The 24434-nt window shown below is 61.1% G+C and carries 19 protein-coding genes; 12 read left to right on the forward strand and 7 right to left on the reverse strand.

Annotated elements, in window-relative coordinates:
- Nucleotides 1–21 precede the first annotated feature (21 nt).
- On the reverse strand, nucleotides 22–957 hold the full coding sequence (locus tag J5278_RS02795) for a tyrosine recombinase XerC (RefSeq protein ID WP_209185243.1): 936 nt from the start codon (nucleotides 955–957) through the stop codon (nucleotides 22–24).
- Between the two features lie 140 nt (nucleotides 958–1097).
- Here J5278_RS02795 and J5278_RS02800 point away from each other — a divergent pair, with 140 nt between their 5' ends.
- The 11 genes from J5278_RS02800 to fdhD all read left to right on the forward strand — a co-directional run bounded on the left by J5278_RS02800 (nucleotide 1098) and on the right by fdhD (nucleotide 12751).
- Nucleotides 1098–2051 (forward strand): GNAT family N-acetyltransferase, encoded by a 954-nt coding sequence (locus tag J5278_RS02800; RefSeq protein WP_209185241.1) that lies wholly within the window; start codon nucleotides 1098–1100, stop codon nucleotides 2049–2051.
- Nucleotides 2052–2077: 26 nt separating this feature from the next.
- Nucleotides 2078–2524, forward strand: a complete 447-nt coding sequence (locus tag J5278_RS02805; RefSeq protein ID WP_209185239.1) for a GNAT family N-acetyltransferase — start codon at nucleotides 2078–2080, stop codon at nucleotides 2522–2524.
- Between the two features lie 525 nt (nucleotides 2525–3049).
- Entirely contained in the window at nucleotides 3050–5269 is a 2220-nt protein-coding gene (locus J5278_RS02810; protein ID WP_209185237.1) for a primosomal protein N', read from the forward strand.
- A 117-nt stretch (nucleotides 5270–5386) separates the two neighbouring features.
- The gene (locus tag J5278_RS02815) at nucleotides 5387–5770 is read left to right on the forward strand and encodes a DUF4345 domain-containing protein (RefSeq protein WP_142824726.1); all 384 of its coding nucleotides are present in this window, start codon (nucleotides 5387–5389) and stop codon (nucleotides 5768–5770) included.
- Nucleotides 5771–6016: 246 nt separating this feature from the next.
- A complete protein-coding gene (locus J5278_RS02820; protein WP_209185235.1) occupies nucleotides 6017–6583 on the forward strand; it encodes a F0F1 ATP synthase subunit delta in 567 nt (188 codons plus the stop codon).
- Nucleotides 6583–8112, forward strand: coding sequence for a F0F1 ATP synthase subunit alpha (atpA, locus tag J5278_RS02825; protein WP_209185233.1), 1530 nt, complete (start codon nucleotides 6583–6585; stop codon nucleotides 8110–8112). Before J5278_RS02820 ends, atpA begins: the two co-directional genes overlap by 1 nt.
- A gap of 29 nt (nucleotides 8113–8141) precedes the next feature.
- Nucleotides 8142–9029: a F0F1 ATP synthase subunit gamma gene (locus J5278_RS02830; RefSeq protein ID WP_209185231.1), complete on the forward strand. Its 888-nt coding sequence runs from the start codon at nucleotides 8142–8144 to the stop codon at nucleotides 9027–9029.
- A 21-nt stretch (nucleotides 9030–9050) separates the two neighbouring features.
- Entirely contained in the window at nucleotides 9051–10505 is a 1455-nt protein-coding gene (gene atpD / locus J5278_RS02835) for a F0F1 ATP synthase subunit beta (protein ID WP_142824730.1), read from the forward strand.
- Between the two features lie 69 nt (nucleotides 10506–10574).
- Nucleotides 10575–10979 carry a F0F1 ATP synthase subunit epsilon gene (locus J5278_RS02840; RefSeq protein ID WP_111219796.1) on the forward strand — a complete coding sequence of 135 codons (405 nt, stop codon included), beginning with the start codon at nucleotides 10575–10577 and terminating at the stop codon, nucleotides 10977–10979.
- A 172-nt stretch (nucleotides 10980–11151) separates the two neighbouring features.
- On the forward strand, nucleotides 11152–11922 hold the full coding sequence (locus J5278_RS02845; protein WP_257623385.1) for an SDR family NAD(P)-dependent oxidoreductase: 771 nt from the start codon (nucleotides 11152–11154) through the stop codon (nucleotides 11920–11922).
- Nucleotides 11923–11989: 67 nt separating this feature from the next.
- Entirely contained in the window at nucleotides 11990–12751 is a 762-nt protein-coding gene (fdhD, locus tag J5278_RS02850) for a formate dehydrogenase accessory sulfurtransferase FdhD (protein WP_219258334.1), read from the forward strand.
- Between the two features lie 39 nt (nucleotides 12752–12790).
- Here fdhD and J5278_RS02855 read toward each other — a convergent pair whose 3' ends face one another.
- From J5278_RS02855 to rocF, 5 genes are all read right to left on the reverse strand, one after another.
- Nucleotides 12791–14563, reverse strand: a complete 1773-nt coding sequence (locus J5278_RS02855) for a methyl-accepting chemotaxis protein (protein WP_209185225.1) — start codon at nucleotides 14561–14563, stop codon at nucleotides 12791–12793.
- A gap of 391 nt (nucleotides 14564–14954) precedes the next feature.
- Nucleotides 14955–15431 (reverse strand): chemotaxis protein CheW, encoded by a 477-nt coding sequence (locus J5278_RS02860; protein WP_111219804.1) that lies wholly within the window; start codon nucleotides 15429–15431, stop codon nucleotides 14955–14957.
- Complete coding sequence (locus J5278_RS02865; protein WP_209185223.1) at nucleotides 15431–17221, reverse strand: PAS domain-containing methyl-accepting chemotaxis protein; 1791 nt, start codon at nucleotides 17219–17221, stop codon at nucleotides 15431–15433. Before J5278_RS02865 ends, J5278_RS02860 begins: the two co-directional genes overlap by 1 nt.
- A 322-nt stretch (nucleotides 17222–17543) precedes the next feature.
- The gene (gene rocD, locus J5278_RS02870) at nucleotides 17544–18743 is read right to left on the reverse strand and encodes an ornithine--oxo-acid transaminase (RefSeq protein WP_209185221.1); all 1200 of its coding nucleotides are present in this window, start codon (nucleotides 18741–18743) and stop codon (nucleotides 17544–17546) included.
- Nucleotides 18744–18763: 20 nt separating this feature from the next.
- Nucleotides 18764–19699: an arginase gene (gene rocF, locus J5278_RS02875; RefSeq protein ID WP_209185219.1), complete on the reverse strand. Its 936-nt coding sequence runs from the start codon at nucleotides 19697–19699 to the stop codon at nucleotides 18764–18766.
- Nucleotides 19700–19825: 126 nt separating this feature from the next.
- Between rocF and J5278_RS02880 the strand changes: the two genes are divergently transcribed.
- Nucleotides 19826–20254, forward strand: a complete 429-nt coding sequence (locus tag J5278_RS02880; RefSeq protein ID WP_111219812.1) for an Lrp/AsnC family transcriptional regulator — start codon at nucleotides 19826–19828, stop codon at nucleotides 20252–20254.
- Here the strand turns inward: J5278_RS02880 and J5278_RS02885 are convergent.
- Entirely contained in the window at nucleotides 20251–24432 is a 4182-nt protein-coding gene (locus J5278_RS02885; protein ID WP_209185217.1) for a translocation/assembly module TamB domain-containing protein, read from the reverse strand. The genes J5278_RS02880 and J5278_RS02885 overlap by 4 nt on opposite strands.
- Nucleotides 24433–24434: the final 2 nt, after the last annotated feature.

Consider the following 24434-nt stretch of genomic DNA (forward strand, 5'->3'; position numbering starts at 1 on the left):
ACGCATTCGGTTAACCGAAGTTTAAGCCCGGGGATGGGCGCGATCATAGACTTCGAGCAGGCGGGCGGAATCGACGCCGGTGTAGACCTGCGTCGTCGACAGGCTGGCGTGGCCGAGCAGCTCCTGGATGGTGCGAAGATCGCCACCGCCGGCCAGCAGATGGGTTGCAAACGAGTGTCGCAGCGCATGTGGTGTTGCCGTTTCCGGCAAGTTGAAAGCGCTGCGTAATTTCTGCATGCCGCGCTGGATAAGGCCGGGATGCAACTTTCCGCCGCGAGCGCCGCGAAACAGCGGCAGGGCCGGGTCGAGATGGTAGGGGCAGAGCTGCTTGTACCGCTCCACGGCATCGACGACGACGGCCAGCAGCGGCACGATGCGCATTTTGTTGCCCTTGCCGGTGATGCGCAGCGATGTCGCGCCGGGGCGCAGATCGTCCGGCATGAGATCGAGCGCTTCCGAGATGCGCAGCCCGCAGCCGTAAAGCAGCGTCAGCACGGCGGCGTCCCGCGCGGCGATCCAGGGTTCCTCGTGCATCTGGGCTTCGTCGCTGACGACATTGATGGCCTGGCTGTCGGACAGTGGCTTCGGCAGAGATTTCGGTTGCTTCGGCGAGCGGACGGCAGCGGCGCCGGCAGCGTTCACCAGCCCTTTTTTCTCCAGGTAACGCAGGAGAGAGCGCAATCCGGCGAGATTGCGGCCCAGCGAGCGTGCACCGGCGCCATCGCGTCGGCGGTTCGCCAGAAAGGCGCGGAAATCGGCCGGGCGCAGGGCCTGGATGTCCTTCAATGTGGTCGGGCCGGCAAGGTGGCCAGTGAGGAAAAACAGGAACTGGCGTGTATCGCGCTCATATGCGTCCAGCGTGTGGGCGGATAGCCTGCGCTCGCTGCGGAGCGCTTCCAGCCATTTCTGGCGCTCGTCCAGAAGCTGGGGATGGGCCATGATCAGGATCTCGCCCACGGTAAACCTCTTGAATTCCAATTTAAGGCTGCCACTTTGCTTCAAGGAGAGTTATGGAATCGCTAACGTTCCGGCTGGCGTGTCATGCTTCGATCATCTTACGCCGCGATAACCACGACATAAGCATTGCAGGACCTTCCATGACGCGCCGCGATTCTACCTCGACCCTCGGACAGCTTGCCGGCGCCATCGCCCTGGTGTCGCAGGGAAGGCCCGGCCATATCGTCGACACGCTGATCGCCGAGCGCGGGGAGAAGATCGTCAAGAGCCCGTTCTGGCCGCTCATCCGTCCCTTCCTGCATGTGCTGCTGCGCTATCACAAGGCAATCCGTTTTGCCGACGATGTCGCCAAGCTGCCCGGATTCCAGTCGTTCGAATATATGAGCGACCTGCTGCGGCTCGACATCCGCTCCCAGAATGCCGAGCGTATTCCGGCCAGCGGCGGGTTTATCCTGGTGAGCAACCATCCGACCGGCATTGCCGACGGGGTGGCGATCTTCGACCTGATGAAGGAACGGCGGCCGGACATGATGGTGTTTGCCAACCGGGACGCGGTGCGTGTCAATCCGCGCTTTGCCGAGATGATTATTCCCGTCGAATGGCGCGATGAATACAAGAGCAAGCTCAAGACGCGCGAGACGCTGCTGCTGACCAATAAGACGGTCGAGGACGGCAAGGCGATGGTGCTGTTTCCCTCCGGTCGCATTGCCTACTGGGCGAATGGCAAGCTGAACGAGCGCCCGTGGAAGACGTCGGCAGTCGCGCTGGCACGAAAATACAATCTGCCGATCCTGCCGGTGCACCTGTCGGCGCGCAATTCCGGGCTGTTCTACTGGTTTGCCAAATGGTCCACCGAACTCCGCGACATGACGGTGTTTTACGAACTGCTCAACAAGCGCGGCGACCGCTTCGACTTCCGGGTCGGCAAGCTGATATCCCCGGACCAACTGGAAGGCGATGTCAACGAAGTGACCAGGGCGCTGGAAAAGCTGACGGTGCATGACATGGAGACCGATCCGGATGCGGTCTTCGTGCCGCTGTCGATGCCGGCGGCAGAGGCTGTTACGAGGCCATTGGTGGCGGCGGCACGCTGAGGGGCTGCTGGGCGGGGTAAGGTAGCATGGCACTGGTTGCATTCCGCTGTCGAACATTACCGACTAATATCGAAGGGCTCCAGCGCGATGCACGCCGCCACGGCTACGGCTCGATCGATCGTCTGATCTCTGAATGGCAGGAAGGCAGCAATCGCTTCGCCCGAACGGGGGAGTGCCTGCTTGCCATCCGTTCGGATCGGCGGCTGGTCGGGATAGGCGGGATGACGATAGAGCCCGCCGATGCCTCGATGATGCGGATGCGCAGGTTCTACGTCGACGCCGCGATGCGCGGGCGTGGAGTGGGCCGCCTGCTCGCGGAGACCTTGCTCGACGCCGTTCCAGGAGGGACTGCAGGGGTGACCGTCAACGCCGGCACGGCCGATGCTGCTGCATTCTGGTTGCGCATGGGATTTACCCCTGAAGTCGCCGACGGGTATACGCACGCGCGGCTCTTTGCCCCATCACGTGACTAACACGATGCCTGACGTGAACCGCGACTAATTTGCAGCCATTGCGGCCATAACGAGCATCGAAACTTGGTCGAATAAAAAAGACCCTCGCGGGTCTCTATTATGGCTATAGCCGAGTGAGTGCCCCTTACCGTGGTATTCTGGCCTCTAGGGCGGGCTTGCAATGGCGTCCTTGCGGAAGCCCCACTGTCCATTGCTGTCGCTAAAGCTATAGATTCAACTTGAGATTGTCAACGTGATCTCTGGTGCGGGACATTATGGAGATGTCTTCGCATTGCAGTGACATGTCTTCAAAACACTCTTCAACGGCGCGCGTTTCGATAGTCAGCTGTGTCGTTCGTCTGACGTGCCAATTGTCGGCACACGATCGCAATCCTGCATGCGGAGGCCGTTGTCGACATCTAATCCGTGACGGCTGCTCTTTGCCTGAAACCGCAGTTGCGCATCTCGCCCCTCGTCCCTAGTTGATGGGGACCGGCACCATTCGCCGGTTTCATTTCTTTCCAACTCCGGGCATGGTCTGCCGCAATGAACAACGATTCCTCTGATCTGTTCGGCGCGCTTGCGAAGGTGCCGCCGGTGACGCGTACTGTGCCCATTCTGGTGCCCATGCCTGCGCCGCGGCCCTATTCCTATGCCGTGCCCGAGGGTATGGCGGTCGAGCCCGGTTCGGTCGTGCAGGTGCCGCTGGGTCCGCGCCAGGTGATCGGCGTCGTCTGGGACGGGGGCGATGACAACGGCGTCGACCCCAAGAAGCTGCGGCCGATCACCCGTGTTTTCGACTGCCCGCCGCTCGCAAAGGAAATGCGCGACTTTATAGACTGGGTCGCCACCTACACGCTGTCGCCGCCCGGCCATGTGGCGCGGATGGCCTTGCGCGTGCCGGCTGCCTTCGATCCGGAGCCGATGGTCGAGGGGCTCAAGTTCGTCGGCGGCGCGCCCGACCGGCTGACGCCGGCCAGAAGCCGCGTGCTGGAAATGGCCGTCGGCGCGCCTTCGTGGACGCGCAGCGGCCTGGCCCACGCTGCCGGCGTGTCGACAAGCGTGATCGACGGTCTGGTAAAGCAGGGGGTTTTCGAGACCATCTTTCTCACTCCGCCGCCTGTCGTTGCCAAGCCCGATCCGGATTTCGTGGCGGCCCGGCTGGAGGGGCCGCAAAAGCAGGCGGCAGTCGAGGTGATCGACGAGGTCAGGAAGGCGACGTTCTCGGTATCTCTGATCGACGGGATTACCGGATCCGGCAAGACCGAGGTCTATTTCGAGGCGATAGCCGAGACCCTGCGGCAGGGACGGCAGGTGCTGATCCTGCTGCCGGAAATTGCCCTGACAGCAAGCTTTCTCGAGCGTTTCCAGCAGCGCTTCGGGTCGAAGCCGGCCGAATGGCATTCCGACCTTGCCCCTCGTACACGGGAAAAAGTCTGGCGGCAGGCGGTCACGGGGGATGTGCGCGTTGTCGCCGGTGCGCGCTCGGCGCTGTTCCTGCCGTTCGAGGATCTCGGGCTAATCATTGTCGACGAAGAGCACGACCCTGCCTACAAGCAGGAGGATCGGGTCTTCTACAATGCCCGCGACATGGCTGTGGTGCGTGCCCGGATCGGCGATTTCCCGGTCGTGCTGGTGTCGGCGACGCCATCGGTCGAAAGCCAGGTCAACGGCCAGAGCGGCCGCTACAGCACCATCCACCTGCCGACGCGCTTCGGCGATGCGGCGTTGCCAGATCTTCACCTCGTCGATATGCGGCGGCATGCTCCCGATCGCGGCGGTTTCCTGTCGCCGGTGCTTTTGCGCGCGGTTGGAAAGACGGTCGCGGACGGGCACCAGGCGCTGCTGTTCCTCAACAGGCGCGGTTATGCACCGCTGACCCTCTGCCGGGTCTGCGGCCACCGCTTCCAGTGCCCGCAATGCTCCAGCTGGCTGGTGGAGCACCGGTTTCGCCAGCAGTTGCAGTGCCACCAATGCGGTCATGCGGAGCGGACGCCGGAAGCCTGCCCGGAATGCGGCACCTTCGATCATCTCGTCGCCTGCGGGCCCGGCGTGGAACGTATCGCCGAGGAGGTGGAGAAGCATTTTCCGGATGCAAGGACCATCGTCCTGTCCTCCGATATTCTCGGCGGCGTCAAGCGCTTACGGCTGGAACTGGAGGCCATCGCCAATGGCGAGGCGGACATCGTCATCGGCACGCAGCTGGTGGCCAAGGGTCACAATTTCCCGCTGATGACGCTGGTCGGTATCGTCGATGCCGATATCGGGCTTGCCAATGGCGACCCACGGGCCGCCGAGCGGACATTCCAGTTGCTGAGCCAGGTCACCGGCCGCGCCGGTCGGACCGGGCTGAAAAGCCATGGCCTGCTGCAGACCTACCAGCCGCAGCATCCCGTCATGCAGGCGATCGTCTCGGGCGATGCAGCTGCTTTTTACGAGCGCGAGATTTCGGAGCGGGAAAGAGCCCTGCTGCCGCCGTTCGGACGGCTTGCCTCGATCATCGTCTCGGCCGAAACGCGCCAGGATGCCGAGACCCATGCGCGCGGTATGCGCAACGCCGCGCCTAACGTGCCGGGCATTGCCGTCCTCGGACCGGCCGAGGCGCCGCTGGCGCTGGTGCGCGGCCGGCATCGCTTCCGGCTGCTGGTGCACGGCCGGCGCAACTCGGACATGCAGGGGTTTTTGCGAACCCTGCTGGCGCAAGGGCCGAAGGAGCGCGGCTCCGTCCATGTGCAACTCGATATCGACCCGCAGAGCTTTTTGTAAACCGAGCCGCTGCCGACAGCATTGGTTACCAAAACCATGGGGCGGGGCATCCATATTTCCTCGACACGGACTTCGTGCCATAAGGCCGGCAATGCTTCAGATGATTTGGGAACGGTGATGGAATTTTATTTTCCGACTGAACGGGGCGAACAGCTCGCCTATTGCGCGGCTGCCTTTACGGCCTTGCTCGGGCTCTTCATGATGTTTGCGCCTGGATATGCCTATCGCATTCTCGGTCTGCAGCCGCGCGAGGGTCGCCTCGGCGCCTATGCGGAGGCCCGGTCGATGGGCGGATCGTATATCGGCTTCGGCCTGATGGCGATCCTTCTGGCACAGCCCATGGTTTATCTCGCCCTCGGCACGTCTTTCGCGCTTGCAGCATTCGGGAGGGTGCTGTCGCTGATGTCGGACCGTGGAAACGTCGTCGTCAACCTCGTGATGCTTGTCATCCAGGTTGCTCTTGCAGCTTTGCCGATTATCTATTTTCTTGGCTGGATTTGAGCAGAATTTGACCTGCGCCAACTCGTCGCGGGGAGAATTCGGCTTTTTGCGGCAGAAATCCCCGCGAAAGGCGCAATAGGGACCGAGGTGTGTTGCGAGTCTCAACTTCCTATGTTAGACGGGCTCGGAAATGGGAAGAAGCGGGGGCATCTCCCGCGGATTTCTTGGGGGAAATCAAAACCAATTCAAAGTCCTAGGCATCCGCACGCCCGGATCCTAACTTTAGGGTTGAAATCAGGGAAAATTGTGCCCGTGGCAGACACATCCCATCCTATATCCGGTGTGGCAGAGCGATATGCATCGTCTTTGTTCGAGCTTGCGCTCGCCGAGGGCGCCGTCGCCCAGGTGACTGCCGATCTCGACCGTTTCCAGGCCATGCTCGACGAAAGCGAAGACTTGCGGCGTTTCGTTGCCAGTCCGGTCTTCTCGTCCGGAGACCAGGTCAAGGCCATCGAGGCTTTGTCGGCCAAGGCTGGGATCACCGGTTTCTTCGCAAACTTCCTGAAGGTCGTTGCGCGTCACCGTCGTCTTTTTGCGCTGCCGGGCATGATCCGCTCTTTCCGCCTGATCGCTGCCGAGCAGCGTGGCGAAGTCACTGCCGAGGTCAGTTCCGCGCATGCGCTGACGCCGGAGCAGGAAAACGAATTGAAGGTGGCGCTGAAGAGCGTTACCGGTAAAGAAGTCACGGTCGCCGTAACGGTGGACCCGTCTATTCTTGGTGGTTTGATTGTGAAAGTGGGGTCGCGACAGATTGATACGTCGCTACGCACCAAACTTTCTACCCTTAAGCTTGCATTGAAAGAGGTTGGCTGATGGATATCCGCGCCGCGGAAATTTCCGCAATTCTGAAAGACCAGATCAAGAATTTTGGCCAGGAGGCTGAGGTTTCCGAGGTCGGCCAGGTTCTCTCCGTCGGTGACGGCATTGCCCGCGTCTACGGTCTGGATAACGTCCAGGCCGGCGAAATGGTCGAGTTCCCCGGCGGAATTCGCGGCATGGCCCTCAACCTCGAATCCGACAATGTCGGCGTCGTGATCTTCGGGTCCGACCGCGACATCAAGGAAGGCGACATCGTCAAGCGCACCGGCGCCATCGTCGATGTGCCAGTCGGTCCCGAACTGCTCGGCCGCGTCGTTGACGCACTCGGCAATCCGATCGATGGCAAGGGCCCGATCAACGCGACCCGCCGTTCGCGCGTCGACGTCAAGGCTCCCGGCATCATCCCGCGCAAGTCGGTGCATGAGCCGATGTCCACCGGCCTCAAGGCCATCGATGCTCTGATCCCGGTCGGCCGTGGCCAGCGCGAGCTCGTCATCGGCGACCGCCAGACCGGCAAGACTGCCATCATTCTCGACACGATCCTCAATCAGAAGGCCATCCACGACAATGGCCCTGATGCTGAAAAGCTCTATTGCGTCTACGTCGCCATCGGCCAGAAGCGCTCGACGGTTGCCCAGTTCGTGAAGGTGCTCGAAGAGCGCGGCGCGCTGAAGTACTCGATCATCGTTGCTGCCACCGCGTCCGACCCGGCGCCTATGCAGTACCTCGCACCGTTTGCCGGTTGCGCCATGGGCGAATACTTCCGCGACAACGGCCAGCACGCTCTGATTGGCTATGACGATCTTTCCAAGCAGGCCGTCGCCTACCGCCAGATGTCTCTGCTGCTGCGCCGCCCGCCAGGCCGCGAAGCCTACCCAGGCGACGTTTTCTACCTGCACTCGCGTCTTCTCGAGCGTGCTGCCAAGCTTTCCGACGAAAAGGGCTCCGGTTCGCTGACGGCTTTGCCGGTCATCGAAACACAGGGCAACGACGTTTCGGCCTTCATTCCGACCAACGTGATCTCGATCACCGACGGCCAGATCTTCCTTGAAACCGACCTGTTCTACCAGGGTATCCGCCCGGCTGTGAACGTCGGCCTGTCGGTTTCCCGCGTTGGTTCGGCCGCTCAGGTCAAGGCGATGAAGCAGGTTTCTGGCTCGATCAAGGGCGAACTTGCGCAGTATCGCGAAATGGCTGCCTTCGCGCAGTTCGGCTCGGATCTCGACGCCTCGACGCAGCGCCTGCTGAACCGCGGCGCACGCCTGACCGAACTCCTGAAGCAGCCGCAGTTCTCGCCGCTGAAGACGGAAGAGCAGGTTGCGGTTATCTTCGCCGGCGTGAACGGCTATCTCGACAAGGTCGCTGTCAGCGATATCGGCAAGTTCGAGCAGGGCCTGCTGTCTTATCTGCGGTCTGACGGCAAGGACATCCTTGACGCCATTCGCGACCAGAAGGCCATCAGCGACGATATCAAGGGCAAGCTCCAGGCTGCCATCGATACCTTCGGCAAGTCTTTCGCCTGATCAAGGCATCACTTTAGGACGGATAACGGATGCCTTCACTTAAGGATCTGAAAAACCGGATCGCCTCCGTCAAGGCGACGCAGAAGATCACCAAAGCGATGAAGATGGTCGCAGCGGCGAAGCTTCGGCGTGCTCAGGAGGCGGCCGAGGCTGCCCGCCCTTACTCGCAGCGCATGGGCGCCGTGCTTGCAAACATCACGCAGGCCGTCGGCACCAGTGACGAGGCGCCCGCGCTGATGCGTGGAACCGGTCAGGACAGGGTTCATCTGCTGGTCGTCTGCTCGGCGGAACGTGGTCTCTGCGGCGGTTTCAATTCGCAGATCGCCCGATTTGCCCGCGATCATACCCGCAGGCTGCTGGCCGAAGGCAAGACGGTCAAGATCTTCACCGTCGGCAAGAAGGGCTATGACATCCTGCGTCGCGAGTTTGCTTCGCTGATCGTCGAGCGCAAGGAACTTCGCGACGTCAAGAAGATCGGCTTCGGCAATGCCGATGAAATCGGCAAGCGCATCGTGGAGATGTTCAATGCCGGCGAATTCGATGTCTGCACTCTGTTCTATTCCGAATTCAAGTCTGTGATATCGCAGGTGCCGACGGCGCTGCAGCTTATCCCGGCGATCGTGCCGACTGCACCGGTCGCGACGGAAGCGACCCAGGCGAATGCGATCTACGAATACGAACCCGATGCCGCGTCGATCCTGACGGATCTGATCCCGCGCAACATCTCGGTCCAGGTTTTCCGCGCGCTCCTCGAGAACGTTGCTGGTGAGATGGGCGCGAAGATGAGTGCAATGGATAACGCGACCCGGAACGCTGGTGAGATGATCAACAAACTGACGCTCAGCTACAACCGCCAGCGTCAGGCGCAGATCACCAAGGAACTCATTGAAATCATTTCGGGCGCGGAAGCGCTCTGAGGTTAGGAAGAGGGTAAGAATATGGCTATGGCAGCTACCCCCGCAGCAGCAACGCCTGCAGTCGGTTCGACCGGCAAGATCACGCAGATCATCGGACCCGTCGTTGACGTTGTGTTCGACGGCGAACTGCCGAAGATCCTGAATGCGCTGGAAACCATGAACAACGGCAACCGCCTTGTTCTGGAAGTCGCGCAGCACCTCGGCGAAAACGCCGTCCGCACGATCGCAATGGACGCCACCGAAGGCCTGGTTCGCGGACAGACCGTCACCGATACAGGCACCCCGATCACCGTTCCGGTCGGCCCCGAGACGCTCGGCCGCATCATGAACGTCATCGGCGAGCCGGTCGACGAAGCAGGTCCGCTGGTCACCGCGACAAAGCGCTCGATCCACCAGGAAGCGCCTGCCTATATCGAGCAGTCCACTGACGCGCAGATCCTTGTTACCGGCATCAAGGTCGTCGACCTGCTCGCACCTTATGCCAAGGGCGGCAAGATCGGCCTGTTCGGCGGCGCCGGCGTTGGCAAGACCGTTCTGATCATGGAATTGATCAACAACGTCGCCAAGGCGCACGGCGGTTACTCGGTGTTTGCCGGCGTCGGCGAACGCACCCGCGAAGGCAACGACCTTTACCACGAAATGATCGAATCCGGCGTGAACAAGCTGGGCGGCGGCGAAGGCTCGAAAGCAGCTCTCGTCTACGGTCAGATGAACGAGCCACCAGGTGCGCGCGCCCGCGTTGCGCTCACCGGCCTGACGATCGCCGAAGACTTCCGCGACAAGGGACAGGACGTTCTGTTCTTCGTCGACAACATTTTCCGCTTTACGCAGGCGGGTTCGGAGCTGTCGGCTCTGCTCGGCCGTATTCCTTCGGCCGTGGGTTATCAGCCGACGCTGGCCACCGACATGGGCCAGATGCAGGAGCGCATCACCACGACGACCAAGGGCTCGATCACATCGGTTCAGGCGATTTACGTCCCCGCCGACGACTTGACCGACCCGGCTCCGGCAACCTCGTTCGCCCATCTGGACGCAACGACGAACCTGTCGCGCTCGATCGCCGAAAAGGGCATCTATCCTGCCGTCGATCCGCTGGACTCCACCTCGCGCATGCTCGACCCGCTGGTCGTCGGCGAAGAGCACTATGAAGTTGCTCGTAAGGTTCAGTCGACGCTGCAGCGCTACAAGGCCCTGCAGGACATCATCGCCATCCTCGGCATGGACGAACTGTCGGAAGACGACAAGCTGTCGGTTGCCCGCGCCCGCAAGATCGAGCGCTTCCTTTCGCAGCCGTTCTTCGTTGCCGAAGTCTTCACCGGCGCTCCGGGCAAACTCGTTGCGCTCGAAGATACGATCAAGGGCTTCAAGGGCCTCGTGAACGGCGATTACGACCACCTCCCGGAAGCTGCCTTCTACATGGTCGGCACCATCGAGGAAGCGGTCGAAAAGGCAAAGAAGCTGGCTGCTGCCGTTTGATGCTTGTCGGTGGCGCCAGGCTTTGCCAGCGCCACTGCCTTACCAAAGACAATCGAGAAGTGACGGTCCATGGCTGATTTCAAATTCGAACTGGTGTCTCCCGAGCGGCTGCTGCTGTCCGAAATGGTGACGGCTGTCGTCATTCCGGCGAGCGAAGGCGAGATGACGGTCATGGCAAACCATGCACCGACCATGACCACTATCAAGCCAGGTGTGGTCAGCGTCCGCTCCAGCACCGGTGCCAAGAAGGACTATGTGGTTTTCGGCGGTTTTGCAGACGTCCTGCCGACGGGCTGCACGTTGCTCGCCGAATCCGCCGTTCCGGTCGACGAACTGCAGCGCGATGAATTGACCCGTCGTATCGACGCGGCGCAGGCCGAACTCAACGATGCCGTTCATCACGAGCACAAGTCGAAGCTCGAGCAGTTCATCATGGAACTTTCGCATCTGCAGGGTAGCGTCATCCGCGACTGATACAGAGCGTCAGGACAAGATCTTCAAAGCGGCTTCGGCCGCTTTTATTTTTTGAACCGGCTTGTTCGTCCGATACCGATTTCTCCGCTAAACCTCCCGCCAATCGGCTTTCCTTCGTGGATCTAAACCCTATGATAGCGGGATGGGAGCCATCGGGCCTGGGAGAGTTCTAGTGTTTCAATCCAATTTGTTTGCCAACCGCACCGTCGTCGTGACGGGTGCGGGCCGTGGGATCGGGCTTGAGGTGGCGCGGCAGTTTCTCGACTGCGGCGCGCGCGTGCTGGTGCATATCGGCCGGGATGAAAGTCGCCCATTGCCGGCTTTTCTCAGCGACGCTAAAAATACAGGGCGTGCCGTGATCTTTGCCGCCGACTTCGGTGCTGCCGATGGGACGTCTGCCTTCGTCAAGGCCGTTGGCGAACATGCTGGGACGGTGGATGTGCTGGTCAACAACGCCGGGACGATGCTGGGACGCTATCCGGCCGCCGATCTCACCGATGCGCAATATCAGGCCGTGGTGCAGCTCAACCAGACGGCTGTCGTCGAGGTCACACGTGGACTGCTGCCGTTGCTGAGAGCCTCGGGGCAGGCGGCCATCGTCAACACGGTATCGATTTCCGCGCTGACGGGAGGCAGTCCGGGTTCGGCAATCTATTCTGCTTCGAAGGCTTTCGTTGCCACCTATTCCAAGGCGTTGGCGCGGGAACTGGCGCCGGACGGTATCCGCGTCAACTGCGTATCGCCGGGGACGATCACGACAGAATTCCACGAGCGCTATTCGTCCGAAGAAAAACTCGAGGCGACCCGACGCACAATCCCTTTGCAGCGTCTAGGGACGGCAGAGGACTGCGCGCCGGCATACCTGTTCCTGTCGGCACCATCCTTATCCGGCTACATCACTGGCCAGGTGATCGAGATCAACGGTGGGCAGCTGATTTGCTGATGGGAAAGCGTTGAGCAAGTTCGAGACGACTGCGCATGTCGAGAGAATTGCGCGCCGCGATGGCAAGATGGCTCGAAGCCTTCGGAGCGTGCCCGAGGAAGTGCCAATTGCCTTTTCCTATGGCGGCTCCTCGCATGCGGTGATGATGGCGACACCCGCCGATCTCGAGGATTTCGCTGTCGGCTTCAGCCTGACGGAAGGTATCGTCACCTCCGTCGGAGAGATCGCCGCCATCGAGGCTGTAGAGGATGACGAGGGCATCGACGTGCAGATCACTCTTGTCGATGCGGTGGCGGACGCGTTGCGCACCCGCAAGCGTCACATGGCCGGGCCGGTCGGCTGCGGCCTGTGCGGCATCGAGTCGATCGAGCAGGCTGTGCGCCCGATACCGGATGTTTCGGGTGTCGGCCCGACACTGACCATGGCCGAAGTCACCGGGGCCGTCGCTTTGCTTAATGCCGCGCAGCCGCTGCATCGCGAGACCCGGGCTGTGCATGGTGCGGGCTTTTACCTGCCGGGGAAGGGGCTTTCGGCCGTGCGCGAGGATGTCGGCCGTCACAATGCGCTGGACAAGCTGTGTGGTGCGGTCGTTCGTGCCGGGCAGGACGCCGGCTTAGGCGCGGTCGTCGTCACCAGCCGATTGTCGGTCGAGATGGTGCAGAAGGCCGCCATTCTCGGCAGCGCCGTGTTGATTGCGATATCAGCCCCGACAGCTCTCGCCATCCGGACGGCTGAGGAGGCGGGAATGACGCTCATCGCGTTGGTCCGGGGGGAGGATTTCGAGATATTCACCCACCCCGGCCGGATCATCGACGCGGCACTCGATTGAGCGAGGCCGCATGCGGTCCCAAACCCTCTGGGCTCGCGGCTAGAACTCCTCCCAGCTCTCGGCGACGGCTGCTGACGAACCGCTACTTCTGGCAGCCCGCATCACCGGTTGGCGAGCCGGCGATGGCGCGGTCCGGGAACGTGGTGAGGCGGCTGCCGTGCGTGAGGGCCTGTCGCCGGCGACGCCGAACTGGGCGAGTAGTGCGCGCAACTCCTCGGTCTCGTGCGTAAGTTTGTGGCTCGCCGCAGTGTTTTCCTCGACCATGGCGGCGTTCTTCTGGGTCGCATGATCCATGGCATTGACCGCCTGGTTGATTTCCTTGAGGCCGAGAGACTGTTCCTTCGAGGCCACGACGATAGCGATGACATTCTTGTCGATATCGCCGACCTGCTGAACGATCTCTTCTAGTGCCTTGCCGGTCTCGTCGACCAGTGCAACACCGTTTTTCACCAACTGGCCGGACTTGTTGATCAGCCCCTTGATCTCCTTTGCAGCCCCGGCGGAGCGCTGTGCGAGTTCACGGACCTCCTGGGCAACGACTGCAAAGCCCTTTCCGGCCTCGCCGGCACGGGCAGCCTCGACGCCGGCATTCAGCGCCAGCAGGTTGGTCTGGAAGGCGATGTCGTCGATGACGCCGATGATGCTGCTAATCTCGCGGGACGATTGTTCGATCTGGCCCATTGCGGCAACTGCGTTGCGCACCACATTGCCAGATTGCTCGGCCCCCTGCCGTGTCTGGGCGACAAGCCGTCCGGCCTCGTCCGCACGCTTGCTGCTGTCGTTGACAGCGGTCGTGATCTCTTCGAGCGCTGCCGCCGTCTCTTCGATGGAGGCGGCCTGTTGCTCCGTCCGCTTGGACAGGTCGTCTGCCGCCGTGCCAATCTCGCGCGAGCCGGCTGCGATAGCGCTGGCGTTGCCGCCGATAGTCTCCATCGCCGCCGAAAGCTTGCCCAGCGCGTCGTTGAAATCGCGACGCAACTGCTCCATCGAGGGTACGAACGGCGTGTCGATGGTCTGCGTGAGATCGCCTTGCGCCAGTGCCTTCATGCTTTCGCCGAGTTTCGCAATGGCACTCATGCGGCTGGTGACATCCGTCGCAAATTTGACGACCTTGAAGACCTTCCCGTTGGCATCGAGGATCGGATTGTAGGCGGCCTGAATCCAGATTTCGCGACCACCCTTGCCGAGGCGGACGAACTCGTTGGCAACAAACTCGCCACCCGCCAAACGGCGCCAGAAGTTTGCATACTCCTCGGAGCGGCTGTAGGCCGGATCGCAGAACATGCTGTGGTGTTTGCCAACGATCTCGCTGAGCGAATAGCCGAGCGCATTGCAGAAATTTTCATTGGCAACGAGGATTTCGCCCGTCGGTGTGAATTCGATGATGGCCTGAGATTGGGAAAGCGCATCCAGCTTGCCTGCGTCCTCGACAGATTTGGTGTATGCGGCCGTGATGTCGGAGGCGAATTTGACGACCTTGTAGGGCTTACCGCTCTTTTGAACGGGATTGTAGCTTGCCCGAATCCAGACATTCCGACCGTTCTTGCCGATGCGTCTGAAAACGGCTGAAGCATAGTCGCCGCGGCCAAGGCTGGCCCAGAAATTGCGATATTCCTGCGAGGCGCTGTAATCCGGGTCGCAAAACATGCTGTGGTGCTTGCCGACGATCTCGCTCTGCTGGTAGCCGAGCGCGTTGCAGAAGTTTTCGTTTGCTTTCAGGATCTTGCCTGTCAGGTCGAATTCGATCACTGCCTGTGATCGCGAGATGGCATTGAGAATATGCTGGGCGTCTGAAGTCAGTCCGAAGCTCATAGCGAGGTGCCTCATTTCCTGGCGCAGCCCCACGCCAGCGCCAATGCTCCATTGAAACCTCCAGGCGCGACAACAGCCCTCAGGCACATCGCACGAAGAGACGTTGGCCGATCCATCCGGAACGGCCGTATTTGAATAATCGATTTGCTAGGTGCGCCAGAGTTGCACTGGCTGTCTGCGTTAAGCTGTCCGCAACATGATGTCGCAATACAAAGATGGATAAAAATAGTTAAATTACGGTATATTCTAAATAGACAATAAAACCAAAGATTGTGCGGTCAGTATAATGTCTGCGGGCGCACGGGTTCAGGCATGACGGCAATAAAAAACCGCCCCGGAACGGAGCGGTTTCATTTGTGGAAGGCGACGGCAGTTTTATGCGGCCACGTCTTTAAGCAGCCATGTCCTCTGCGTCGGTTTCCTTGAACATCTTCGCCAGGTTGAGAAAGCAGATCATGCCGTTTTCGGTGGCGATGATGCCTTCGCAATAGGAGCGATCGAAGGAAGCGGTGACTTCCGGGACCGGCTGCACCTGGTCCGAGCCGATCGTCAGGATGTCGGAGACGCGGTCGACGAGCATGCCGATCACCATGTTGTGGACCTCGGCGACAACGATGGCGCTGCGTTCGTTGGCGACCGTGCTCTTCATGCCGAGCTTGTAGGCAAGATCGATGATCGGGATCACCGAACCGCGCAGGTTCATGACGCCGATGACGTCAGACGGTGCATGCGGGATCGGGGTTGAAGGAGCCCAGCCGCGGATCTCGCGGATGGTGGTCGTCTTCACGCAGAATTCCTGCTCGTGAAGCCGGAAAGCGATGATCTCGAGGGTCTCGCCGCTGAAACTCGTTGTCGTGATGGTTGCCATTAGAATTCTTCCCAATTTTCCTGAGCAAGCGCGGCTGTGGCCCCGCGACCGCTGGCGCGAACGGCCTTCACCCTCGATACGGGCGCCGAACCCGTCGTCGCTCTGGCATCGGGACGCCCTGAGCGAATCATAGTGGAAGAGTGTTGCCCAAATCTAAACTGCGCCAACAACTCGCGCAGGCTCTCGGCCTCGTTGGCGAGACTGCTGCTTGCCGCTGTCGTCTCCTCGACCATGGCCGCGTTCTGCTGGGTGTTCTGGTCCATGGAGTTGACGGCGTTGTTGATTTCTTTCAGCCCGGTCGCCTGTTCCCGCGCGGCAACGACGATAGCGGCAACGTTCGTGTCGATCTCGCCGACCTGGCGGACGATGGTGTCCAGCGCGCGGCCTGTTTCATCCACGAGCGACACGCCGTTCTTGACCTGCATCGAGGAGGTGGTGATCAGTGTCTTGATCTCCTTGGCCGCCTTGGCCGAGCGCTGTGCGAGTTCGCGGACTTCCTGGGCGACGACTGCGAAGCCCTTGCCGGCTTCTCCGGCCCGCGCTGCCTCGACGCCGGCGTTCAAGGCCAGCAGGTTTGTCTGGAAGGCAATGTCGTCGATGACGCTGATGATGTTGCTGATTTCGCGCGAAGACTTGTCGATTTCCCCCATCGCATTGACGGCGTTGCGCACGACCGCTCCGGAGAGTTCGGCTCCGCTTCTAGTCTGGGCCACCAGATTGGCGGATTCCTCGGCCCGACGGGCGCTATCGGCAACCGTTTGGGTAATCTCCTCCAGGGCAGCGGCTGTCTGCTCCACGGCGGCGGCCTGTTGCTCGGTACGCCGCGCGAGCTCGTCGGAGGCTGTGCGGGTCTGGCTTGCGCCGGCGGCGATCGCGTTGGCATTTTCGGCCACCACGCGCATGGCGGATTCCAGCTTCTCGACGGAGTGGTTGAAGTCTACGCGGACTTTTTCAAGCGTCGGAATGAACGGCTTTTCAATGCGCGATACCAGATCGCCGTTGGCAAGCGCCGTCAGGCCAGCGGCCAGTTCTGCGACTGCACGGACGCGTTCGGTGACGTCGGTTGCGAATTTGACGACCTTGAAGATGCGACCGTTCATGTCCAGAATAGGGTTGTAGGAAGCCTGAATCCAGACGACCTTGCCGCCCTTGCCGATCCGCATGAACTCTTCCGCGATAAACTGACCGGAGGCGAGCGTTTCCCAGAACTTCCTGTATGCCGGCGTTGAAACATAGGCCGGGTCGCAGAATATCTGGTGGTGACGGCCGCTGATTTCCTCGAGCCTATATCCAAGGAGCGACAGGAAGTTTTCGTTTGCCGTAAGGATCTCTCCACCAGGCGTAAATTCGATCACGGCCTGGACGCGGGAAATCGCATTGAGCTTGCCCTCGGCATCGGCCGCGCGCAATTTTGCGTCGGTGATGACGCTGGCGAATTTGACCACCTTGCAGGGTTTGCCGTGCGACAGAACCGGATTGTAGGTCGCCTGAAGCCAGACTTCGCGTCCGTCCTTAGCAAGTCTTTTATATTCGCCGGAATCGAACTTGCCGTCGCCGAGATTGGCCCAGAAGGCGCGGTACTCGCTGGATGCGACATAGGCGGGGTCGCAGAAAATGCTGTGGTGCCTGCCGACGATATCCTGCAGCTTGTAGCCAAGCGTGTTGCAGAAATTTTCATTGGCGGTGATGATTTTCCCTGTCAGGTCGAACTCTATGACTGCCTGGGATTTCATGAGGGCTGCGTTGATCGCCTTGGCTTTGGCCCCGGAACTGAACGGTATGATCGACATAGAATTTTCCTCCAAGGAAGCAATGTCGTCAAGGCACACTTCGCCAATCAGCAGAATGTAAAATGTGAGCGCCGCCCATTTTCATTTTATATTCTATCTAATTTGTAAGTATGGCTGATTATTTGCTGTGCGTTGAGTTATTTGTAGTTCAGACGAAAATTTTAAATTTGTCAAATGTCATTTTTATTCGGAAGTCTGATGCGCGTTGCTATCTGTATTAGAATGAAGTCATTAAAAATTTACTTAGATTCTATTGTTTACCCCTGAAATCCTAGGGGTAAGCACGCATGCATCTAACTATAGAAACAACGAAAGGGTCGTGCTATGCGAGCACCTTGGCAAGTCGCTCGACGGCCCAGTCGACCTGATCTGCCGTGATGACAAGCGGGGGTGCAAGGCGGATGGTATGGCCGTGGGTGTCCTTGGCCAGAATGCCGAGTGTTTTCAAGGCATCGCAGTAAGGCCTTGCGCCGCCGGCTTCCGGGTCCAGTTCTATCGCCATCATCAAGCCGCGACCGCGAACGTCCTTGACGATGTTGGACCGGATTGCCCTGAGGCCATCGAGGAAGCGGTTGCCCATAACGGCGGCGTTCTCGATCATGCCTTCTTCCGTCAGCACCTTCAGTGAGGCCCGGGCGACGGCGCAGGCTAGCGGGTTGCCGCCGAAGGTCGAGCCATGCTGACCGGGCTTCAGGACCCCCAGCACCTCCGAGTTCGAAAGCACCGCCGACACCGGATAGAAGCCGCCTGACAGCGCCTTGCCGATCAGCGTCACGTCCGCCTCGATGCCTTCATGCTCCTCAGCCAGCAGCTTGCCCGTACGGCCGAGCCCTGTCTGGATCTCGTCAAGGATAAGCGTGACGTTGTTGTCGGTGCAGAGCTCGCGGACACGCGTGAAATAGCCTGCCGGCGGGATGATGACGCCGGCCTCGCCCTGGATGGGCTCCACCAGAACCGCAACGGTATTTTCAGTGATCGCTGCCGCCAGTGCATCGGCATCGCCGAAGGGCACGGTGACGAAGCCGGGGGCGTAGGGGCCGAAGCCGTTGCGGGCATCGGGGTCCGTCGAAAAACTGATGATGCCGAGCGTCCGGCCGTGGAAGTTCTCCGAGCAGACGATGATCTCCGCCTGGTTCCCGGCGACGCCCTTGACCTCATATCCCCATTTGCGGACCGCCTTGACGACAGTCTCGACTGCCTCGGCCCCGGAGTTCATCGGCAGGATCTTGTGCGAGCCGGTGAGGGCGGCGAGCTCTTCGTAGAGGTAGGCAAGCTGGTCGTTGCGGAAAGCCCGCGAGGTAAGCGTCAGCTTGCCGGCCTGCTCGGTCATGGCCGCAAGGATTTTCGGATGGCAGTGACCCTGGTTGACCGCCGAATATGCGGACAGGCAATCGAGATAGCGATTGCCGTCGGTGTCCCAGACATACACGCCTTCGCCACGTGACAGGACGACGTCGAGCGGCTTGTAGTTGTGGGCGCCGAGGCGCTGTTCGGTGGCTATGAGATTGGCGGACAAGGTCACGATCGGTCTCCTCTCCAGGATCAGGCGGCGCGGGTCGGGCGGTCGAAGATGCGGCGGCCGAACAGGCTGGCCGTCAGTTCGACAAGAACGCGGGCGCTCTTGCCGCGATCGTCGAGAAACGGATTGAGTTCGACGAGATCCAGTGACGACACGAGGCCGCTGTCCGAAAGCATTTCCATGACCAGATGGGCTTCTCGGAAGGTGGCGCCGCCGGGAACGGTCGTGCCGACGCCGGGTGCAACGTCCGGATCGAGGAAATCGACGTCGAAGCTGACATGCAGCAGACCATTGGCATTGCTCACTGTCGTCAGGATGTTGCTGATGATGGAAGCGACGCCCTGCTCGTCGATGGCGCGCATGTCGAAGACGTTGACACCGTGCTCGCGGATGGCATCGCGCTCATGCGGGTCGACGGAGCGGATGCCGACCTGATAGACCTTGCGCGGGTCGACGAAGGGTCGTTCCTTCGGCAGGATGTCGGCGAATTCCGCCTCGCCGCAGAAAAACGCCACGGGCATTCCGTGGATATTGCCGGACGGAGACGTCACCGGCGAATTGAAGTCGGCATGGGCGTCGAGCCACAATACGAAAAGCGGACGGCCGATGCCGGCCGCATAGCGGGCCATCCCCGAGACGCTGCCCATCGACAAGGCATGGTCGCCGCCAAGAATGATGGGAAACCCGCCGGCCTTTGCCACGTCGTAGACGCTTGATTCCAGCGCCCGGGTAAAGGCACCGACCACCTTCAGGTGATGAGCCTTTGGATGATCCGGCAAGTCGCCGGCCGGTTCAGGGTGAAGGTCACCGGCATCGATAACGCTATGGCCGAGCTCGATCAACATCGTGTCGATGCCGGCGATGCGGAGCGCCGTCGGCCCCATGGCCGCGCCTCGTCGGCCAGAGCCTTCTTCGAGAGGAACGCCGATCAGCGTGACAGAGGTCGAGTGGGTGTTCATGAGGCGGTTCCCTGAATTGTCAGGGCAATATGACCTACGGCGATGACAGCAAAAAGATGGAAAAGTGTCGGTTTTTGCGTATGATTATGCAGATTGCTAAGGCCGATTTTACAAAGTGAGATGTCTATGGATGATCTGGACCGGGAGCTTCTGAGCGCACTCAGGCATAATTCGCGGATACCGGTTTCATCGCTGGCTGCGGCAACCGGCGCATCGCGCGCTACAGTCTCGGCGCGCATCGACAGGCTGGTGGAAAACGGCACCATCACCGGCTTCACGATACGCACCGGCCACGAGACAAGGTCTGCCGGTGTGCGGGCGATCGTGATGATCGAGGTGCTGGGCAGGCTGGCGGACCGGGTCGCCGATCAGCTGCGCGGGTTGCCGCAGGTGCGCGCCCTGCACAGTACCAATGGCAAATGGGATTTCATCGCCGAGCTGGAGAGCCATGACCTTGCCGGCTTCGACGAGACACTCAGGCGCATCCGGCTCATCGACGGCATCAACACGACGGAATCGAACATTCTCCTGAAAACCAGCAAGACAGGTTTCTAGTCGTATTCGTGTTCATAGACGACGCCGGCGCCACCGGCACCATTGGAGCCAGCCGAGCCCTGCAGCTTGATGCCGCGCCCGACATCGAGGTTGATCACGGCCTTGGTCGAATTGCCGGTGCCCTGCTGCAGTTCCAGATAGGTGCGCTTGTTGATGTAGCGGCCCACGCCGACCTGGGTCTGGCCCTTGGAATCGGTAGTGACATCCAGGTCGTCGACGCCGAGCTGGTTGCGCAAACCCTCGAACAGCGAGGTCGAGCGGCCACCGGCCAGTTGGCTGGCGGCGTCGGCAAGCTGGGCAATCTGCACCGGCGAAAGCTTGGCCATGGACTGGCCGAAGATGAGCTGTGCCATGACCTCGTCCTGCGGCAGAGCGGGGGAGGAGGAGAAGCCGATCGTCGGGTCCGTGGCGACGCCTGACACATTGACGGTCACGGTCGTCGAACTCGCCGTCGAGGTCGCTTCCATGTCGAGGGTGGGGGTCAGGTCGCCGGCAAAGCTGATGCGGCTCTTGTCGGTGAAATCCAGCCGGCGGCTGAGAATGGTCAATCGGCCACGGCGCATGGTGAAGCCGCCGGTGACGACCGGCGCTGCTGCCGTGCCCTTGATGATGACGCTGCCGCCGAGTTCCGCATCGATGCCACGACCGCGCACGAAGATCTGGGACGGCGCATCGAGTTGCAGGTCGAGCCCGAGGCTCATCGATTTCTGCGTGGCGCCTTGCGCCCGATCCTTCTTGAACTGGGCGGTTACGGCGGCGGGGGCGTTCTTGTGGCGGATGTTGATCTCCGACAGCGAGGCGGGCAGTTTTTCCGGCACCGTGATCGACGCTTTCTCCAGCCTCAGCTTGCCGCTGAGGACGGGCGCGGTCAGGATCGGTCCCTTGATGCCGAGCGTGCCGTCCACGGTGGCGGTAACGAGAGTGCCGTCGACATAGGTGGCCCTGTTAAGCTTGATGGCGATGTCTGCCGGGAAGTCACCGGAGATACCGACGGTGCCGCTGGCGGAAACTGTGCCGCCGCTGCCCAGCGTCGCATTCAGGCTGACGAGGCGCGCCTGCTGGCCCTCCAGCGTCAGGTTGGCGGAGATTGCGTTGACCGCAAGGTTGCGACGGATATCGAGGAGCTTGGCGCCGCTGATGTTGACGCTACCGGTGATCGCCGGCGCTGCGGTCGTGCCACCGATCTGGACATTGACCTTTGCCGCGCCGCTGGCGACGTAACCCTGTGCCGACAACTGCCCCGCAAGCACGTCGAACGGTACGATGCCGTCGAATTTCAGGGCCAGGGCCTTGCTGCCTGCAACCTCGACGCTGCCGCCACCGTTCAGCGACAGACCGGAGGGGCCGCTGAGATTGAGATCGATCGTGACCTTGTTGTCTGCAAACTTGCCGTTTGTCTTGATGCCCAGCGCGGAAATGCCGGCCGATTTCGTCTGGCTCGTGGCGGCATTCGCCCAATCTGCCTGGAACACGACGCTGGGGGCCGCCGGCTTGCCGGTTACCTTGGCCGTTCCGGAGATTGTACCCTCGGCGGCGAGGCTTGGCATGAAGGTGTTCGCCAGACTTGCGGGCAGGCTTGTGATCTTTACCTCGATATCGAGCGCCTCACCGGCGCTGCCGGTCACGTTGATCGATCCGCTGCCGGTCTGGATGGTCAGTCCGGAAAGGGTCACGATGCCGTTGGCAATCGTTGCTTTCGTCGGCGCGCCGAGCTTTACAGGAATAGCCATCGGAGTTGCCGCGAAGTTATCGAGGCTGACAACCGTCTGGCCGTTGCCTGTCACGACATTTCCTGACGCCGTCACCGGCTTGTCGTCGTAATTGGCCTTCAGATCGAAGTCCGTACGGCTGCCTTGCTGCGTGAATGTCAGGGCCGGGGCAACCAGCCTGTTCGTGCCGGAAGCGATTTCGCCCGCACGAATGCTGCCATTGGCAGCGAATGCCTTGAGGTCGCTGATGGTCAGCGCGATCTCCGGCTTGACGATGGAAAGATCGTCTCGCCGCACTCCGGAACCGGATGCATTGATCACGGCAGAGGTCTTGCCGTTGTCGTTGTCGATCTTGACCTCGCCCCGGAGGTTGCCGTCTGCCCGCTGACCGGCCAGTGCCGCCAACAGCCCTATATCAGGAAAGTCGAAGGTCAAGGAGCCGGCCGGCTCGAAGCCTGGCGATAGGGTCAGCCACCCATTCAGGCTGTTATCGCCGATCTCCACGCTGAGGCCGGGTATGTCGGTTGCGCCATCCTTGGAAGTAGCATTGGCGCTGATGTTGATCGGCTTGCCGTCGATTGCACCCGACGCCGTGACGCTGCCCTCGGGCGCCTTCGGATCGGCGACGCCTTTGACAGCGACGTCGAGCGTATCCAGCAGGCGACCGGCCAGTTTAACGTTGATCGCCTTCAGGCTGGCATCGACGCCGAGTTTTGCCAGCGGCCCCGCTGCCTTGACGGTGAAGTCGGCCTGTCCGTCGGCAGTTTCCAGCAGCTTTGAAAGTTTGAGCAATCGGCCGGAAAGATCCGCTGTCAGTGCCTCGTCCGCAAGGGCGATATTGCCGTTGATCTCGGCGGTACCGGATTTCAGATGGAGATTGGAAAGATTGATCCTGGACGGGATAGTGCCGGCGACCTGCGCCTCCAGCGAAATCGGCGTATCGAATTTCTGGGCAATCGCTTCGGGCAGTGCTGCGGGGGCTACTGCCAGCTTGAAATTGCCGTTCAGAGATTGCGAGGTCAGCGTGTAGCGACCGTTGAGCGTGCCGTTGATACCGCCGCTTTGCAGCGTCGTGCCATTGAAGCCGATATTGTTGGAAGAGAGTTGCAAGGGGGCGGATAGCGAGAGCGGGCCGTGAACTGCCCGCTGCAGGTCCGGATTGACGAAGGAAGCATCGCCGACCGACAGGTTGAGCAGCAGCGGACCGGAGCTTGCCGAGACATTGAAATCATCGCTCTTTGCGGTGAGGTCTACCTTTGAAAGCCGCCCCTGCGGAACGCTGGCGCTGTCGATCTGCGCCCTGGCATCGATTTTTGCCGACCCTGCTGCGCCGGTCAGGGCGAGATCGACGCGTGAAATAAGGGCGCGAGCCTCGCCTTCGGCCAGCGGCCAGCGGAAGTCTACCGGTCCAGAGGTGCCGATAAGATTGGCATTGAGACTGTTATTACCGGCAGGATCGAGTGTCCCGGATGCCGCAAGCACGACGCTGCCTGTCGCGAGATTGCCGGTCTGGATATCGATCTTGCCTTTGCCGTCAAAGGCGGCTGCGACGTCGATGGTCGTCTGGCCGGCAAAGAGAGGCCGGAAATTCGGTGGCAGCAGAGAGTCCACCTTGCCGCCGCCCTTGACAGTGATGTGGCGCACGCCGTCTGCCGACAACACGTGGCGCCCGTCTATCGTCGCCATCTGCTGGCCATCGAGGGCCGCCTGCAGCTTGCCGGTCCAGTCTGAGAGCGGACCCTGGCCGGAAAGATCGATGTTCATTGCCGGGCTTCCGGGCAAGCGCAGCAGACCGGCCAGCATGCCGCCTTTCGGCTCTGCGAGATTGGCCTGGAGTTTCAGCTGGTTGTCATCGGGTGCAAAGACGACATCGGCCACCAGCCTTGCGTCCGGCACATCCAGGCGGTTGGCGTTGAGCTTCATCGCCATGCTGTTGCCTTCAGCATCGAGGCTGCCCGAGGCTGCCAGCGCGAAGTCGTTGCCGGCAATCTGCTTGCCGAGCTGGATCTCGGGCAGGTTGAACGCATCGACTGTGACGGCGACGGGCAAGGTGAACGCTGTGCGCGTTGCCTGCGTCGGCTCCGGCACGACTTCCGCAGTGCTGATCGGCAAGCGCACGAAATCTACCTTGTCAGCGGCGATCGTCTCGGCATGGAAGGTGCCCTTGATGAGGGCAAGCGGCGACCAGTCGACGGACAGGCCGGAGATCTGGCCAAAAATTCCCTTTGTGTCGGAGAGCGTAACGTTGCCGGCGCGCAGCTTGCCCGTCAAAAGACCGGAGGGGTCCGTGACGGTGATACGGCGGTCAGGCGTCGAGGCGAGTTTGGCGACTTCATCGACGGCAAAACGGGTCACGCCCGGGGCAAAGCCGATCGCCAGGACCAAGCCGATCGCAATCACCACGACGGCTGCGAGGACGATGCCGACGAGCCTGGTCAGTCCGCTCAAAACTCTTATCAAAGTGCCCATCA

The sequence above is a fragment of the Rhizobium sp. B21/90 genome (genome assembly GCF_019355815.1).
Lineage (GTDB): Bacteria > Pseudomonadota > Alphaproteobacteria > Rhizobiales > Rhizobiaceae > Rhizobium > Rhizobium rhododendri.

What these genes read in the sequence shown, in the direction of transcription:
- atpA (WP_209185233.1), top strand. Translation starts at nt 6,583, where the DNA reads ATGGATATCCGCGCCGCGGAAATTTCCGCAATTCTGAAAGACCAGATC.
- fdhD (WP_219258334.1), top strand. Translation starts at nt 11,990, where the DNA reads ATGGCTCGAAGCCTTCGGAGCGTGCCCGAGGAAGTGCCAATTGCCTTT.
- J5278_RS02815 (WP_142824726.1), top strand. Translation starts at nt 5,387, where the DNA reads ATGGAATTTTATTTTCCGACTGAACGGGGCGAACAGCTCGCCTATTGC.
- J5278_RS02800 (WP_209185241.1), top strand. Translation starts at nt 1,098, where the DNA reads ATGACGCGCCGCGATTCTACCTCGACCCTCGGACAGCTTGCCGGCGCC.
- J5278_RS02810 (WP_209185237.1), top strand. Translation starts at nt 3,050, where the DNA reads ATGAACAACGATTCCTCTGATCTGTTCGGCGCGCTTGCGAAGGTGCCG.
- J5278_RS02805 (WP_209185239.1), top strand. Translation starts at nt 2,078, where the DNA reads ATGGCACTGGTTGCATTCCGCTGTCGAACATTACCGACTAATATCGAA.
- J5278_RS02885 (WP_209185217.1), bottom strand. Translation starts at nt 24,432, where the DNA reads ATGGGCACTTTGATAAGAGTTTTGAGCGGACTGACCAGGCTCGTCGGC.
- atpD (WP_142824730.1), top strand. Translation starts at nt 9,051, where the DNA reads ATGGCTATGGCAGCTACCCCCGCAGCAGCAACGCCTGCAGTCGGTTCG.
- rocF (WP_209185219.1), bottom strand. Translation starts at nt 19,699, where the DNA reads ATGAACACCCACTCGACCTCTGTCACGCTGATCGGCGTTCCTCTCGAA.
- J5278_RS02840 (WP_111219796.1), top strand. Translation starts at nt 10,575, where the DNA reads ATGGCTGATTTCAAATTCGAACTGGTGTCTCCCGAGCGGCTGCTGCTG.
- J5278_RS02855 (WP_209185225.1), bottom strand. Translation starts at nt 14,563, where the DNA reads ATGAGCTTCGGACTGACTTCAGACGCCCAGCATATTCTCAATGCCATC.
- J5278_RS02880 (WP_111219812.1), top strand. Translation starts at nt 19,826, where the DNA reads ATGGATGATCTGGACCGGGAGCTTCTGAGCGCACTCAGGCATAATTCG.
- J5278_RS02860 (WP_111219804.1), bottom strand. Translation starts at nt 15,431, where the DNA reads ATGGCAACCATCACGACAACGAGTTTCAGCGGCGAGACCCTCGAGATC.
- J5278_RS02830 (WP_209185231.1), top strand. Translation starts at nt 8,142, where the DNA reads ATGCCTTCACTTAAGGATCTGAAAAACCGGATCGCCTCCGTCAAGGCG.
- J5278_RS02865 (WP_209185223.1), bottom strand. Translation starts at nt 17,221, where the DNA reads ATGTCGATCATACCGTTCAGTTCCGGGGCCAAAGCCAAGGCGATCAAC.